Source organism: Thalassovita aquimarina, from assembly GCF_018219815.1.
GTDB lineage: Bacteria > Pseudomonadota > Alphaproteobacteria > Rhodobacterales > Rhodobacteraceae > Thalassobius > Thalassobius aquimarinus.
On the sequence record NZ_JADMKU010000002.1, the window covers coordinates 103,180 to 119,133 of the forward strand.

General features: G+C 60.4%; 8 protein-coding genes. 4 read left to right on the top strand and 4 right to left on the bottom strand.

What is annotated here, in order from left to right:
- Window positions 1-137 precede the first annotated feature (137 nt).
- Entirely contained in the window at window positions 138-3,617 is a 3,480-nt protein-coding gene (locus IT775_RS03040) for a GH12 family glycosyl hydrolase domain-containing protein (RefSeq protein WP_212699606.1), read from the bottom strand.
- 144 nt (window positions 3,618-3,761) lie between these two features.
- Between IT775_RS03040 and IT775_RS03045 the strand changes: the two genes are divergently transcribed.
- The 3 genes from IT775_RS03045 (at window position 3,762) to IT775_RS03055 (ending at window position 8,084) form a co-directional block, all read left to right on the top strand.
- Window positions 3,762-4,934, top strand: a complete 1,173-nt coding sequence (locus IT775_RS03045) for a hypothetical protein (protein WP_212699607.1) — start codon at window positions 3,762-3,764, stop codon at window positions 4,932-4,934.
- Window positions 4,935-5,038: 104 nt separating this feature from the next.
- Window positions 5,039-6,823 (top strand): hypothetical protein, encoded by a 1,785-nt coding sequence (locus IT775_RS03050; protein WP_212699608.1) that lies wholly within the window; start codon window positions 5,039-5,041, stop codon window positions 6,821-6,823.
- A gap of 109 nt (window positions 6,824-6,932) precedes the next feature.
- Window positions 6,933-8,084 carry a hypothetical protein gene (locus IT775_RS03055; protein WP_212699609.1) on the top strand — a complete coding sequence of 384 codons (1,152 nt, stop codon included), beginning with the start codon at window positions 6,933-6,935 and terminating at the stop codon, window positions 8,082-8,084.
- Between the two features lie 56 nt (window positions 8,085-8,140).
- On the opposite strand, the gene IT775_RS21240 is transcribed toward IT775_RS03055, so the two are convergent.
- The 3 genes from IT775_RS21240 to IT775_RS03070 form a co-directional block, all read right to left on the bottom strand.
- Window positions 8,141-10,423, bottom strand: a complete 2,283-nt coding sequence (locus IT775_RS21240; protein ID WP_212699610.1) for a hypothetical protein — start codon at window positions 10,421-10,423, stop codon at window positions 8,141-8,143.
- Between the two features lie 188 nt (window positions 10,424-10,611).
- Entirely contained in the window at window positions 10,612-12,084 is a 1,473-nt protein-coding gene (locus IT775_RS03065) for a calcium-binding protein (protein WP_212699611.1), read from the bottom strand.
- 146 nt (window positions 12,085-12,230) lie between these two features.
- On the bottom strand, window positions 12,231-14,570 hold the full coding sequence (locus IT775_RS03070) for a M10 family metallopeptidase (protein WP_212699612.1): 2,340 nt from the start codon (window positions 14,568-14,570) through the stop codon (window positions 12,231-12,233).
- A gap of 223 nt (window positions 14,571-14,793) precedes the next feature.
- Here IT775_RS03070 and glf point away from each other — a divergent pair, with 223 nt between their 5' ends.
- Window positions 14,794-15,933 (top strand): UDP-galactopyranose mutase, encoded by a 1,140-nt coding sequence (gene glf, locus IT775_RS03075; protein WP_212699613.1) that lies wholly within the window; start codon window positions 14,794-14,796, stop codon window positions 15,931-15,933.
- Window positions 15,934-15,954 lie beyond the last annotated feature (21 nt).

A 15,954-nucleotide genomic window follows, 5' to 3' on the forward strand; every position in this document is an offset into this window, starting at 1 on the left:
ATGTCACATGCCGATCTGGCGATCAACTGTGAAGGTGCCTGACCGCAGAGGGCATGGGATCACTATAAGCGCAATCTTGCGGGGCACAACTTTGCCGCCGGGCCCCGTGCACCCGACGGCAAAGGTTGGCATATGCCTCAGAACAGGAAATCCGCCGCCGAGATGTCGGCAAGCGGGACGTAGTTCAGCGTGATGGTCTGTCCGGTAGCGGTGATCACCAGTTCAACGTGAGGACCGGCATCGATCAGCTGGAAACCATCGAGATAGCCGTTAACGCTACTGATCCCGGATAGGTCCACAAGGTCGCCGGCGCCGTCGAACGCCCCGATTGTGTCATTGCCGCTGGCATCGTCGAAGCGGAAGACATCCGCCCCATCGTCGCCGCGCATGAAGTCGTCGCCCGCCCCGCCGATAAAAGTATCGTTGCCGGTACCGCCGTAAAGCATGTCAGTGCCGGCACCACCGGAAAGCAGGTCATTGCCATCATTGCCCCAGAGAGTGTCGTCATGCTGCCCGCCATCGATGACGTCATTGCCCTGCCCGCCGGTCAGCCCATCATTGCCGGAGCCGCCGTAAACCGTGTCATCGCCTCCGGCGGCCACGATCGTGTCGTTGCCCCATTCGCCATAGAGCGCATCCGCCCCCGCGACGCCGGTCTGTGCCTCGTCGTAAATACGGTCGTTGCCGAACCCGCCGCGGACCACGTCGCGGCCGTCATTTCCATTCAGCGTGTCATCGCCCCGGTTGCCAAAGAGCGTGTCATGCCCCACGCCACCGTGGATCAGGTCATTGTCGTCACCGCCGAAGGCGCGATCGTTGCCGCCGCCGCCATAGATCGTGTCGTTGCCCCATTCGCCCCGGAAGACATCGTTCACCGCCTCGTCGATATCGAGAAGCAGATCATCGCCATACCCGCCGAAGACCTGATCGGCATCTTCGAAACCGTTCAGGGTATCGTTGCCCTGGTTGCCGTACAGGCTGTCTTCGCCGACACCGCCATGCAGCAGATCCGCCCCGATCCCGCCGATGGCGGTGTCATTGCCGCCGCCGCCGTAGATCGTGTCATTGCCCCATTCGCCCCGGAACAGGTCATTGCCGTCCGGTCCTGCCTGGGCGGTGTCGAACAGGACATCGTTGCCATAGCCGCCGTACACGCTGTCCTTGCCGTCGCCGCCATGCAGCGAATCGTCGCCCTGATTGCCGTACAGACGATCGGCCCCGTCGCCGCCATAAAGCGTGTCGTTCTCCGTCCCGCCAAAAATCCGGTCATTGCCGGTGCCGCCGGAAACCTCGTCATCGCCGGCGTCGCCGAACAGCTGGTCCGCGCCATCGCCCCCATAGATATTATCATTTCCAATGCCGCCAAAGGCACGGTCGGCCCCGGCCCCGGCTGCCACGGTGTCATTGCCACCCCAACCCTTGATGGTGTCGTTACCTTCATTGCCGACCAGAAGGTCAGCCCCGGTCACACCGGTTTCCGCGGTGTCCTGAATCAGGTCGTTGCCGGCGCCGCCATAGACGGAATCCTGGCCATTGCCGCCCTGCAGCGTGTCCGCCCCGTCGAGACCGTGGACGGTGTCGTTGCCGCCGCCGCCATAGGCTGCGTCGTCGCCGCTGTCGCTCCAGAGCATGTCATTGCCGTCGGCGCCGAACAATCTGTCATTATCGGCGCCACCAAACAGCTGGTCCGCTCCGGCGCCGCCAAACAACGTGTCGAGCCCCGCGCCGCCATAGGCGGTATCATTCCCCGCCCCGGTTGCGAAATTGTCGTTGCCACCGCGTCCGGAAAAGGTTTCGGCCGCCGCGCCGCCCCGGAAGATGTCGACGAATTCGGTGCCGATCAGTTCCTCGACATTCTGCACCTGGTCGATCGCGCCGAACGTGTCGCGGATGGTTCCGAGGTCGAGCCGCGCCACGATTCCGCGGGTGCCGCCCAGCTGGGTCACTTCGCGCAGGTAGTTGATGCCGTCGCGGCCCGCGCCGCCATCGATGACATCCGCGCCGCGCCCGCCAAGGAAGGAATCGCCACCGCCGCCGCCGGAAAGGCTGTCATTGCCTTGGTCGCCAACGAAATAGTTGTTTTCCGCCCCGCCGGTGAAACGATCGGCAAAACGGGTGCCGATCAGCGCCTCGATATTGGCGAAGGTGTCGTGATCGCCGAAGGCGTCGGTCCCGGTACCCAGTTCCAGATTGACCACCGCGCCGCGAGTGCCGACATGCTGCTTCATGCGGGCCACGTCCCAATAGCCCCACTCAACCTCGCTCGAGAAGCTGACCGCGTCCATGCCGCTGCCGCCGTCGAAATGGTCATTGCCGGCATTGCCAGTGAATTGCTCCCAACGGTCGAAAGCGACGTTGCCGCCCTTAAGTACATCGGCGTGCCCCGAACCCGTGATCACGTTGAAGTGCCGCGCCTGGGTGAAATCGACGTTCAGCAGGCTGCTGCTGGCGGTACCCGCCGCCAGATCCAGAGTGATGCCAGCCCGCTGATCGGAAAAGGTCATGTGGTGACCGACCGAGGCTTCGCCGGTGCCGCTGCCGGTGATCACCTTGTTCCCGGTAGAGGTGAACAGGACATTGTCGGCCACGCCTCCGATGCCCGAAACGATGATACGGTCGGCACCACTTCCCGGATCGATCAGATCTCGAACCGCGTCGGTGCCCGCATCCAGCACGTCATTGCCCGATCCGCCCCGCAGCGTATCGGCCCCCGCGCCGCCGCGCAGCACGTCATCGCCGCTCATCCCGATGAGGGAATCGTCGCCCCCCAGGCCTGATACCGTGTCGTTGCCGTGGCGCCCATTCAGGGTATTGCCGTTGATGTCCCCGGTCAGGTTTTCCCCAAGCCCGGTGGTTTCTTCGTAGACCAGGCTCAGGTCGTTTACGGTCAGGCTGCCCACGCCCTGCACGATTTCGGGCCCGAATTCGACGCTGTGCAGCCAGAGACCCGGGTCGATCAGGCCGTTTTGCTGCATGACCCGCAGCAGCGCATCGATATCCAGCGTGCCCGAATTCCGCGTAATCCCCGAAGGATCGTGCTCGTTGCCATAGACTGGCAACAGGAAATCCCAGACATGATCATTGTGACCCGAGGCGTCGGTCTGGTTTTGCTTCAGCCAGATATCGTAGGATCCCAGCCCGTCGCTGCCGTTGACGCCGGTATCCGACCCGGCCGGGTTGAGGCTGCTGTTGGTCAGCCAGATCATCACCTCGTTCTGCACCGCGTCGAAACCGCCGTCGGGATCGTTGCTGAGCCAAAGCGAGACGGAAACGTTGAAATCCCCGCCCTGTTCCAGCACGGCGGTGTAATCGAAATTCAGATCCAGGTTTTCGATGTTCGAAACCTCGACCGGGAAGTGGTCGAAGGTGGTCGCCAGGGGATTCCAGGGAACCTGGCCGATGGCGATTTCCGGATAGCCATAGACATAGGCGTCGTTGGTGACTTCGGGCCAGTCCCATTCCATGGTGACGCCATCGGGAAATCCGGCCGCGGTCACGGCGACTGATTGAGTGTAATCCGTCCCGTTGACCAGATCGCGGCGGTTCCACGTGTTGTTGTGGACATACCAGCCGTCCAGTCCGATCCAGATCTCGTTGTCACCTGTGACACTGGGCATAAATCACTCCTTCAACCGATACCGGGACTTCGACTCGTATCCGCTTACGAACGGGAGCTTGATCTTTTTAGGGCATATAGACTTTTGAACCCCACATATCGTCCGAATCGCATATAAGGCTATATCGATAGAAACCAGCAAAACTTGGGCAACGAGAAGGCAAAGGCGCGTCTCCGCCTATCCCACCCCTTGCAACGATCCACGCCTCATGGGAAGAGAAGGCGGCCATTTGATGGCGTTCGACACTCACGGAACAGGGCTTTCGGTTTGAAACTCATTTGTCATATTGGCACGCCCAAAACCGCCTCCACGCTCATTCAGAACAGCTTTGACGCCAATCCGCACTGGCTGGCCGATCGCGGCATCGCCTATGGCAAACTTCTGGCGCCGGATCCCAATCACATCACCCTGTTTTTCGCCTGCGCCAACAAGCTGCATGATTTTGCCCGCGACTACGGCATCCGCTCGATGGATGAGCTGCGCGCGTTCCGCACCAAGCTCAAGGATCGGATGCTTTGGCACATTGATCAGGTCAATGATTTTGCCCACACCATGGTCATGTCCTCCGAGAACCTTACCGGCAACATGTATCACCCGGACGAAATCGCCCGGCTGAAAGAGATGCTGGCCCCACATTTCGAAGACATCAAAATCGTTGTCTATGTGCGCCGCCAGGATGACGCCATTCTGTCAATGTATGGCGAATACATGCGCCGCGGCTTCAGCGCCGCGCGGTTTCGCGATTTCGTCGATGTCTGCCTGGGGCCTCGCAGCCCGACGTCCTACCTTTACTACCGCGGGCAATTGTCCAAATGGATCGAAGTCTGGGGCCGGGAAAACATCATTGTGCGCCGCTTCGCCCCCGGGGCGTTCATCAACGGCGATATCCTGTCCGATTTCATGGCAATCGTGCAGGGCAGCCGGGAACCGGATATGGACGGCTTTGAAATCTCGACCGATGACAACCGTGGCCTGTCAGCACCGGCACTGGAATTCCTGCGCCAGCTGCAACCCCATGTTCCCTTCATCAAGGACGGCCAGCCCAATGAGCAGCGCACCTTGCTGACCCCCTATATCAGCCTCCTGCCGACCAAACCCCGGCCGGTCATGGATCAAGCCTTGGCCGACCATATCATGCGTCGTTTCGGCCCTGCCAATGCCTGGCTCAAAGAAACCTTCTTCCCCGACCTCGAAGGACCGTTCTTTCCCGAGCGCCCGGCGCGTCCGGAACAGGGCAATCTGGGGCAGATTTCGACGCAGGAATTCGCCGATCTGACCGGAAACCTGTTGTCCAAAATCGGAATCGTGAAAAAATGACCCGACCCGACCCTCGCGTGGCCCGCTCCCTATCCCCTATCGCCCGCCGCCTCAGGTCTGGCTCCCGACGCAAGGCCGCCCGGCCGGCCGCGATTCCGGGGACCGTGCTGCTGCAGACACTGGCCTGGCCCGAACCTGCGCTTTGCTCAGAACGCGCCCTCTATCTGCGGACCAACGGCCCGGCCGGCGTGTCGCTGAGCACGCACAGGATTCATTTCCGGCAAGGCGCCCATATCCAGTTCGACACCTATTTCAACATTTTCAACATCGGCAAATGGCACAGCCATTGCGGCCTTGACGATGTCGGACTTCAACTGCTGGGCACCGGCCAGGTGGAACTGTCCGTCTTCATCGCCTATCCGAACCGGTCTTGGGGCCGGCTGATCGACGAGGTCATCACCCTTTCCCCGGATGTGCCGCGCCGCTTCGACATTCCCCTGGCCGGGCATGTGGAACCAACCGGTGTGCTGTATTTCGAACTGCGCGCCTTGGGGGACGGGGCGCTGGACTGGGCGGCCTGGGACACGCGACAAGCCCCGCGGCGCGATCCCAAACTGGCGCTTTCGGTGACCACGTTCCGGCGGGAGGAAGCGGTTGCGCAGACCGTGAAACGGTTCACCGAATTTGCCCAAAAATCGCGGCTTGGTTCCCGTCTGCACATGTTCGTTGTCGACAACGGCCGCAGCGCCGACATCGAGAACAGTGATTGGGTGACGGCAATCGGGAACGAAAACCTGGGCGGCGCCGGCGGCTTTGCCCGCGGTCTGCTCGCGGCAAAGGACAACGGCTTCAGCCATTGTTTGTTCATGGATGACGATGCTGCCACGCCAATGGAGGCCGTCGAACGCACCTGGGCTTTCCTGGCCTATGCGCATGATCCCGCCACCGCGATCGCCGGGGCGATGATTTCGAACCGCCATGCCTGGGCGCTCTGGGAAAACGGCGCGCTTTTCCACGGCGCCTGCCGACCGGTCTTCGGCGGCACCGATCTGCGCGATCAGGCGCAGGTGTTCGAAATGGAATTCGCGTCCACCCCGCGCAACCCGCACAATTTCTATGGCGGCTGGTGGTATTTCGCCTTTCCGCTGGAAGAAGTGAAACATCTGCCTTTCCCGTTCTTCGTGCGCGGCGACGACGTCAGCTTCTCCCTGGTGCATGATTTCAACATCCAGACCCTGCCCGGGGTGGTTTCGTTCCAGGAAAGCTTCACCGAAAAGGACAGCCCGCTGACCTGGTACCTGGACCTGCGCAGCCACCTGGCACATCACCTGAGCCTGCCCTCAATGGAAATCGGACGTCTGCGCGTCCTGAAGATGGCCGCGTGGTTCTTCCTGCGCAACCTGCCGCGGATGCATTACGATACGCTGGCGGCGATCAACCTGGCGCTGTCCGACGTGCAGAAGGGACCGGAATTCTTCGACGAACACGCCGACATGGCGCAGCGCCGCGCCGATATCAAGGCGTTGACCTGTCATGAAATCTGGGAACCGGCGCCTGCACGCATCCCGTCTGAACGTATCCGTCGCAAGCCGCGCGGCTGGCTCGCGCGGCAGATCATGAAGGTCACGCTGAACGGTCACCTGCTGCCATTCTTCGGTCGCTGGGGCGACCGGATCGTGCTGCAGGCCGAGGATCGCGGCAAGGTCGGCTGGACCTGGGGCGCGGCCGAAATCACCTATCTGAGCGGCGATGAGCAGAGAGCCTACACCGTGCGCCATTCCAAGCGGTTGTTCTTGCGCGAAGGGTTCCGGTTCGCGGTGCAGGCACTGACCTTGTTGTGGCGCTATCCCCGGCTGCTCAGCCAGTATCGCGAAAGTTATGACGAGCTGACCTCCGAGGCCTATTGGCGCGCAAAGCTGGACATGACGCGGACCGACGACACCGCCTGAAACCAGCGGAAACAAGCCTTTGAAGGGGCCGACCCGCTTGCATTTCCGGGTTGCCCGGGTCCATATGCTTGCCTGAGGCAGGCATGTCGGCAAGAGGTTTTTCGAGCGAATGAAAGTCATTCTCTTCATCGGACATCACAAGGTCGGATCGACGTCGCTGCAAGATTTCCTGGCCCGGAACAGCGTCGCCCTGGCACAGGCGGGAATTCTCTACCCCAGCGTTGATTTCGAAAGCATGTCGCTGTCGCTGGCCAAGGCCGTGGGACGCGGCACCGCGCAGAAAGACGTTCTGCCAATCAATGCCCGCGAGCCGCATAACGCCTTGGCCTATCGCATGATGGAGGAACGCAACAAAGGCAAGATCCCGGTCTATCACAAGGCCTTGCCGAGCCGACCGCAGATGGTCCGCGCGATCCGACAGCAGATCGAGTTCCTGCAGCCTCAGGCGGTGATCCTGGCCGCCGAGGTGTTCGCCAATTTCGCGCCGATCGATACCGGGCTGATCAAGAGCCTGCGGGATATCTTTCCGCCCAAGGCGGAGATCACCGTGCTCGCCACCTTGCGGCGGATCGACGAATACCTTGCCTCCTGGCACGGTCAAAGGCTGAAGTTCTCCCACAAGATTGCACCGCTGCGCGAAGGCGGCCTGCAGCAACAATTCAATGGGATTCATTTCGATTACCGGGTGATGCTGGAAGGCTGGCTGAACACCCTCCCCAATGCCAATTTCATCCTGCGCGATTACGCCGATGTGCAAGCCAGCGGAGGCTCTGTTGCGGATTTCATCGCCCAGTCGGGGCTGGAATTTCCTGAGGACCTGATCTCGGAGCGGCGCACGAATGCTTCTCTGCATCGCGGCCTCTACGAAATCGCAAGGCGGGGCAACCTTGCGCTGCCCGCACCGAAAGCCCGCGCCCTGCGTCTTCGCCTACAGGAACTGACGCCGAAACTGGACCTTCCGAAATCTTCCGAGATCGAACTTTTCGGGGCGCAGAACCGGCAGGAGATGGTTGACCGTTTCGACAAGGTTCACAAGTTCCTGGGCGAGACATCGGGCAAGACCCCTTTCTTCTCCGATCTGGAGGCCGCGCGCGAAACGCTGCCATTTGACGAATTGGAGGTCTTCCGCCACGCCGCCGCGGAAGTGCACCGGAACAGCAACAAGTTCAAGGAGCCTGAAATCCGCGATTTTCTGGAAACGTTGGTGGAACAGCCCCCGTCCCGGCTGGCGACGATATTCGGAAGAAAACGATCAAGCTGATCGACGAACGCATCCTACCCGCCGGCCTGTCGGTCCCCGCGTGAGGCTGCACTGCCTCAGACCAGCAGGATGTCGCCGTCAAGCCCGGCAACAGAGTTCAGTCCGGACAGCAGGATCGACTGGTCACCACCAAAATCGAACAGAACCCCATCGCCTGTTACGGAGGCATAGCTGCTGACCACTTGCGCGGCGGAAAGCCCGCCGCCCCAGAGGCTCTGGGTCAGTTGCAGCCGGTCCAGCCCCGTTTCGAAATCCTCGATCACATCGGACGAAATCACGGCCTGGTATTCGAATCTGTCCGCCCCCGCTCCGCCGGAAATGGTATCGCGACCCAGATCGCCGCCCTGGGCCGTGTCGACATAGACATCGTCGCCAAGCCCCAGCCGGATCGTGTCCTGGCCATTGCCACCATCAACCATGTCGTTGCCATCGCCGGCATCGATGAAGTCAAAATTATCACCGCCAAAGACACTGTCATTGCCCAGCCGGGCATAGATCACGTCATCACCCCATTCACCGTGGAATTCGTCGTCGCCGTTGCCGCCCTGGATCGTGTCGGCGCCAAAACCGCCGAAGACCGTGTCGCGGCCCAATTCACCGCCCTGGGCATTGTCGAGATACAGATCGTCGTGCTGGTTAAGATAGACAAGGTCGCGGCCGTAACCGCCATCGACCGTGTCGTTGCCGTCGCCGCCAAAGATGGTGTCGAACTGGGAACCGCCATAGACCAGGTCGTTGCCCAGCCGGGCATGGATCAGGTCATCGCCCCATTCGCCGTGGAATTCATCATCGCCGTTACCGCCCTGGATCGTGTCAGCGCCGTAACCACCGAAAACAGTGTCGCGGCCCAATTCACCGCCCTGGGCATTGTCGAGATAGAGATCGTCGTGCTGGTTGAGATAGACAAGGTCGCGGCCGTAACCGCCATCGACCGTGTCGTTGCCGTCGCCGCCAAAGATGGTGTCGAACTGGGAACCGCCATAGACCAGGTCGTTGCCCAGCCGGGCATGGATCAGGTCGTCGCCCCAGTCGCCGTGGAATTCGTCATCGCCATTGCCGCCCTGGATCGTGTCGGCGCCAAAACCGCCGAAGACCGTGTCGCGGCCAAGGTCGCCGCCCTGGGCATTGTCGAGATACAGGTCGTCGTGCTGGTTGAGATAGACAAGGTCGCGGCCATTGCCGCCATCAATCGTGTCGTTGCCGTCGCCACCGTGGATCGTGTCGAACTGGTCGCCGCCATAGGCACTGTCATTGCCGTCGCCGCCGCGCAGCAGGTTTGCAGCGGCGTTCCCGGTCAGCATGTCGTTGCCCGCGCCGCCGGTTGCGTTTTCGATCACCACGTTTGCAGCGATGGTGTAGCCACCGCGGATTCCGGACGCATAGGAGACATAGCCGCCGCCGCCCGCCTCGCTCCGAAGTGTCGCGGCACGAAGATCGATGATGGCGTCGGATGTGCCCTCGTATCGCAACGTGTCGGTGCCGCCGGCATCCCAGATGCATTCGTAGAACGTGCCAAGCCCGTTGGATGCGGGCAGCACGTAAACGTCATTCCCGGTGGCCCAGCCGAGGTTTGCGCCGTACTTCTGTTGCAGCACCGCGATATCCAGCGCCATCGGAGTGGCTTCATAGCCGAAGTCGTTCACGTAGGTGTAGGTGCCATCATAATACTGATCGCCGTAGGGGCCTCCGGGCCAGCCTTCGGTCCAGCCCATCATCGTGTAGACACCCTGATTGAGATCGCCGACCCCATAGGACCCTGTCGACGCCACCACACCTTCGAGAACCGTCGAGGTGCCACCGTCGTCATGCGGATGCGCCAGCCCGAGCCCATGGCCAATTTCTTCCAGCAAGATCGCGTACATGAAGCCGCCGCGTGACACCAACGGGTATCCGCTGTCGATATCGTACCAGCTCAGGTAATCGGGGTCGACGCCCAGAAAACCTGCAAAGGGATCGCCGGGCGGTATCATGAAAGCGATGGCACCGTAGTCGTCAAGCTCGAAGCTGCCCAGCCGGAATTCCGCCAGCGTTTGCGACGTCGTTTCCCGGAAGCTGAGATTGGTGAACTTTTCGATCTGTTCGAACACCGAGAAAAATTGCTGTTTCTCATATGCCGTGAAGCCCTGCGCCAGGCCCAAATCGGTAACACCGTCGATATAGGTGCCCGCCGGAGCAAAGTAGACATCGACGACCGTGGTGGGCAATTTCGTGCCCCAGTCGATGGCGGTCAGAGGGTCGGCGGATATGAGTTCAGCAGAAACGCCCGTGCCGACAAGAGAGCCCGAGGCGGAATTTTCGGGCGTGGGATAGGCCGTCGTGTCGGATCCGATGCCGAACACGGCCTCATCACCTTGAGAACCACCAATGGTAAGAAATGACGAGGTCGAATAGGACAATTCAGCGCTCCCATTTTCGGACTGTTGCCGTATGGAAGCCAGTTAACCAGAGCCCGTCTTGACTGCATATGATTTGAATCAACCGGGATTGCCGTCGCCCGGGTCCGCCTGGCCCTGGGCGCGGCCGCGCCTCAGAGAAGCAGGATATCGCCCTCCAGACCGGCAACCGAACTCAGCCCGGCAAGCAGGATCGACTGGCCGGACCCGAAATCGAACAACACCCCGTCGGCGGTCACGGAGGCATAGTTGCTGAGCACCTGCGCAGCGGATTGGCCGCCCCCCCAGAGGTCCTCGGTCAGTTGCAGAACATCCGTACCCACTTCGAAATCGACAATCGTATCGGACGCGATGGCGGCGCCAAAGACGAACGTGTCGGCCCCCGCCCCGCCGTTGATCGTGTCCTGACCCAAATTGCCGCCTTGGGCAGAATCCACATAGGTATCGTCCCCGTTCCCCATGAAAATCCTGTCGCGACCGTAGTCACCGTATACCGTGTCGTTGCCATCGCCGCCATGAATGGTGTCGAAACCCGTACCGCCACGGATCATGTCATTGCCCAGCCGGCCAAAGATCAGGTCGTTATCCGCTTCTCCATGGAATGCGTCATCTCCGTTACCGCCCTGGATGGTGTCGGCGCCAAAACCGCCAAAGACCGTATCGCGCCCCCAGAAACCGCCCTGCGAATTGTCGATGTACAGGTCGTCGCCCTGGTTGAGGTGGACCAGGTCACGGCCATTGCCGCCATTGACCAAATCATCGTCTTTGCCTGCCCAGATCGTGTCGAACCCGTCCCCGCCAAAGATCGTGTCCAAATCGTTGCCCCCGGCAATCAGGTCGTCGCCCTTCCGTCCATGGATCAGGTCGTTGCCCGCCTGCCCCTGGAAATTGTCACCGCCATTGCCGCCCTGGATCGTGTCATCGCCGAAGCCGCCATAGACCGTATCGCTCCCGATATCGCCACCCTGAACATTGTCGATGAAAAGATCGTTGCCCTGATTGAGATAGATCCGGTCGCGGCCCAGGCCACCATCGATCGTATCGTGGCCCTCGTTGCCCCAGATCGTGTCGTTCCCGTCGTTGCCGCGGATATCGTCCCCTCGGGTCGCCCCCAACAGAACATCCGCATAAGCTGATCCATCAATGGAAATCTTCGAAGTGATCAGGGCCATCAACTCGCTGTTCCAACTCTGCCCCATGTCGAACGCGGCGCTGGCATTCTCGGCCGTTATGGTGATCCCTCCCGCCGCTTCGCCAGCTTGATTAATCAGACCGGCCAGAGGGCCGAAGTTGCCCAGCACAACGCTATCCAGTGATCTGAGGAAGTCCATGATTTCCCAGTCCACGTCGCGCACCGATCCCTGCTCGATGCCTTCCTGATCGAACGTCATGGTGTGAATGGTGCCGGTGATCGGGGATACGGTGCTGTATTGATTATAGGTGAAATGACTGCTGTACAGCGAGAAGGTAACCCCGGTGTCGTTGTTCAGCATCGAAATGACGGTGGAGTTAACCCTCCGCGCGTCATAGTCGCCTACGGAACCGCCCAGGTCGAAAAAACCGTGCTGAAAGAAACTATCGTTGCTGCCGGCAAAGGTAAAAAGCATCAATCCATCCCGAATATCTCTTCAATATCCGAATGGATAGTGTCCGGGACAGGAAATGAAAACCCAAAGGCGATAGAAAAATATGCGTCACGCCTTTAGATAGTCACATCGAAAACAATTGTTGCACGCGAACAACGCGAAAGAAGTCAGACCAGCAGGATGTCGCCCTCCAGGCTGGTGACGGAACTCAGTCCGGCAAGCAGGATCGACTGGCCGGAACCGAAATCGAACAACACCCCGTCGACAGTCACGGTGGCATAGGTGTTGAGCACCTGCGCAGCGGAAAGGCCACCGCTCCAGAGTTCCTCGGTCAGTTGCAGAGTATCCAGCCCGGTTTCGAAGTCCTCGATCACGTCGGCCGACATCACGGAGTGGTAGACAAACCTGTCCGCCCCCGCGCCGCCGGTGATGGTGTCGATCCCCAGGTTTCCGGTCTGGGCTGTATCGACATAGACGTCATCGCCATTGCCCAGAAGGATGGTGTCGCGACCTTTGCCGCCATAGACCAGATCGTTGCCGTCGCCGGCATCGATGAAGTCGAAATTATCGCCGCCATAGACGCTGTCATTGCCCAGCCGGGCATGGATCACGTCATTGCCCCATTGGCCGTGGAAGACGTCATCGCCGTTGCCGCCCTGCACCGTGTCGGCGCCGTAACCGCCGAAGACCGTGTCGCGGCCCAGTTCGCCACCCTGGCCATTGTCGAGATACAGATCGTTACCCTGGTTGAGATAGATCAGATCGCGACCATAGCCGCCATTGACCGTGTCATTGCCGTCGCCGCCGTGGATCGTGTCGAATTGGGCACCACCAAAGATGAGATCGTCACCCCATTCGCCGCGGAAAATGTCATCGCCATTGCCGCCCCGAATCGTGTCGTCGCCATAACCACCGAAGACCGTGTCGCGGCCCAGAATACCGCCCTGGCTGTTGTCATTGTACAGATCGTTGCCCTGGTTGAGGAAGATCCGGTCGCGGCCGTTGCCGCCGGCGATGGTGTCATTGCCATCGCCGCCATGAATGGTGTCGAACTGATCGCCGCCATAGACCACGTCATTGCCGACACCGCCAAACAGCCTGTCATTGCCACCCTGTCCGTGAACCGTGTCGGCTCCGGCCCCGGCATCTATCTCGTTGTTGACGTCATTGCCGGTGATGTGGTTGTTGCCCGATCCGGCCGAAAGGTTTTCGATCACCGTGCCACGGGCGATGCCGATATTTCCGGTCAATCCCATCACATCGGAAAACTGCGCCCCGCGCAGGTCAATGCGATCCCCCGTTGTGCTGAAACTCAAATCAAGCAGATCCACCCCGCCCTGATCGAAGATCGTCAGTGTCAGGGGGCCGTTGTCATAGAAGCTGGGTGCGAAGCTGCCGCCATCCAGTCCCTCGAAATATGTCTGAAGAAAGCCACCCACATTGCTGCTGGCGCCGCCCCAGACCGTATTTCCCGCCGTCAGAGAAGACGCACCGTAAAGATCCTGGATGGCAATAATGTCGACCATCATCGCGGTCAACTGCAGCGCATAGCTGGCATCGACCGTGCTGTTTTCGGTCTGGCTGAAATAGGACATCACCGTCAACTGGTAGCTGTCACTGCTGTAGATGGCGTCCCGCGAATAGACCGCTGTATCGTTGTAGTTGCCCTGATGCCCCAGCCCGAGGGCATGGCCGATTTCATGGATATAGGTGGATAGGCTGTAGCTATCGATAGAGGTGCCGTAATCGGTCAGCCAGTCCCGACCGATATTCACCTCGGCATCGGTAATCTCGGTCCCAATGTAACGAAAATTGGCGAAGGCCCCCGCCTGTTCGTCGTCAAAGGTGATGTCGGCACCGCTGGTCACTTCCCGGAAATCTAGATCCGCCACGAGTTCCCACGCCTCAAACGCCCAGCGGGCCAGTTGCTGCCCCTCCGCGGTCAGCCCGGTGATGTCCACGCTGATCACATTGCTGACAGAGGTGTCGAAATGCACGGGCGCATCGAAACCCCAATAGCCCTGGGTCAGAAACTCGGCCATCGAGTCCAGAGAATCCGCGGCGGTCGCGGCGTAAGTCGTGATTTCCATCTGATAGCTTCCTACTGCGCTCGTTCCGTCGTTCGCGACCCAGGCCCCGGCCACGAGGTAATAAGTACCGGTCTGCTCAGCGGTGAAAACCAGCCGGGAATCCAGCCCCGTACCGCCGTCGTCATTCTCACCCTTCAGTGCCCCGGAGGCGTCGTAGAGGCGCAGATAGGGATCGGCGAGCGTTCCAACCCCGCTGGCTTCGCCGCGCAGGCTGACTTCATAGGTGACGCCCGCCTCCAGCGTGACCGCCACCCAATCGCGGTCGTCGCTGAAGCCGATCGTGCCGTTGAAACGGTCTCCGGTCTCCAGGCTGTAACCGGTGGCCGAGCCGCCCGATGCATCGGTCGCCTCGCCGATTGCGGCGAAGGCCGTCCGCGTTTCACCCGCATGCCGGAAAGGATCGAATACCTGGGACATCATGCAAATGACGCACATACTCGCATTGCTCGCCTAATGATTTAACCCACTCGCACAATTGCGCGCGATGCCTGCCTTGGCTTGACCATATATAATAAACGGCATTCTGCAAAAATTTTTGAACTCAAATGTGAACCTTTTCTCTTTGGGACGGGCCTCGCATTGCCAACCGGGAAGCTCTGTGCCACAGGGAGGGCAGGTTGAAATTCAGGGAGTTTTCGGGATGCATATTCTCTTGGTCGGCGCCGGTTTGTCCGGGGCGGTTATCGGCCGCCAGCTGGCGGAGGCCGGGCACCAGATCACGGTCATTGAATCGCGCGATCACGTGGCGGGCAATTGCCACACCGAACGGGATCCGGAAACCGGCGTCAACGTGCATGTCTACGGCCCTCATATCTTCCATACCGACGATCAGGAAGTCTGGGACTATGTGAACCGCTTCGAACGTTTCCTGCCCTACAAGAACCGGGTCAAGACCACCAGCCAGGGCCAGGTGTTTTCGCTGCCGATCAACCTGCACACGATCAACCAGTTTTTCGGCAAGACCATGCGCCCGGACGAGGCGCTCGCATTCATCACCGAGGAACAGGCCGACACCTCGATCGAGGACCCGCAGACCTTCGAAGAACAGGCGTTGCGCTTCGTCGGCCGCGATCTCTATGAGGCCTTTTTCAAGGGCTACACGATCAAGCAATGGGGCATGGACCCGTCGCAGCTGCCCGCCTCGATCCTGAAACGCCTTCCGGTGCGGTTCAACTATGACGACAATTACTTCTTCCACAAATACCAGGGCATGCCGGAAAATGGCTACACCCAGATGGTCGAGGCGATCCTCGATCACCCGTCGATCACTGTGCGGCTGAACACCCATTTCACCCGCGATCAGGCAGGCGATTATGACCATGTCTTCTATGCCGGGCCGCTGGATGGCTGGTTCGACTATGAACTTGGCCGGCTGGGATACCGCACGCTGGATTTCGAACGCTTCACCTACCAGGGCGATTACCAGGGCTGCGCGGTGATGAATTACGGCGAAGAAAGCGTGCCCTATACGCGGATCACCGAACACAAGCATTTCAGCCCCTGGGAAGAGCACGAAGGGTCGGTGCTGTACCGCGAATTTTCCCGCGCCTGCGAACCCGGCGACATCCCCTATTACCCGATCCGCCAGGTCGACGAGAAAGCGCTGCTGGCCGATTACGTCAAGCTGGCTGAAAAGACCCAGGGCGTCACCTTCGTCGGGCGGCTGGGCACCTATCGCTATCTCGACATGGATGTGACCATCCGCGAGGCGATGGATACCGCGGCCGCGTTCCTGGAAAAGGGAACTGAAATTCCCGCCTTCGTGAAATCGCCGCTCTGAGCGGGGCCGCAGGACAGGCGC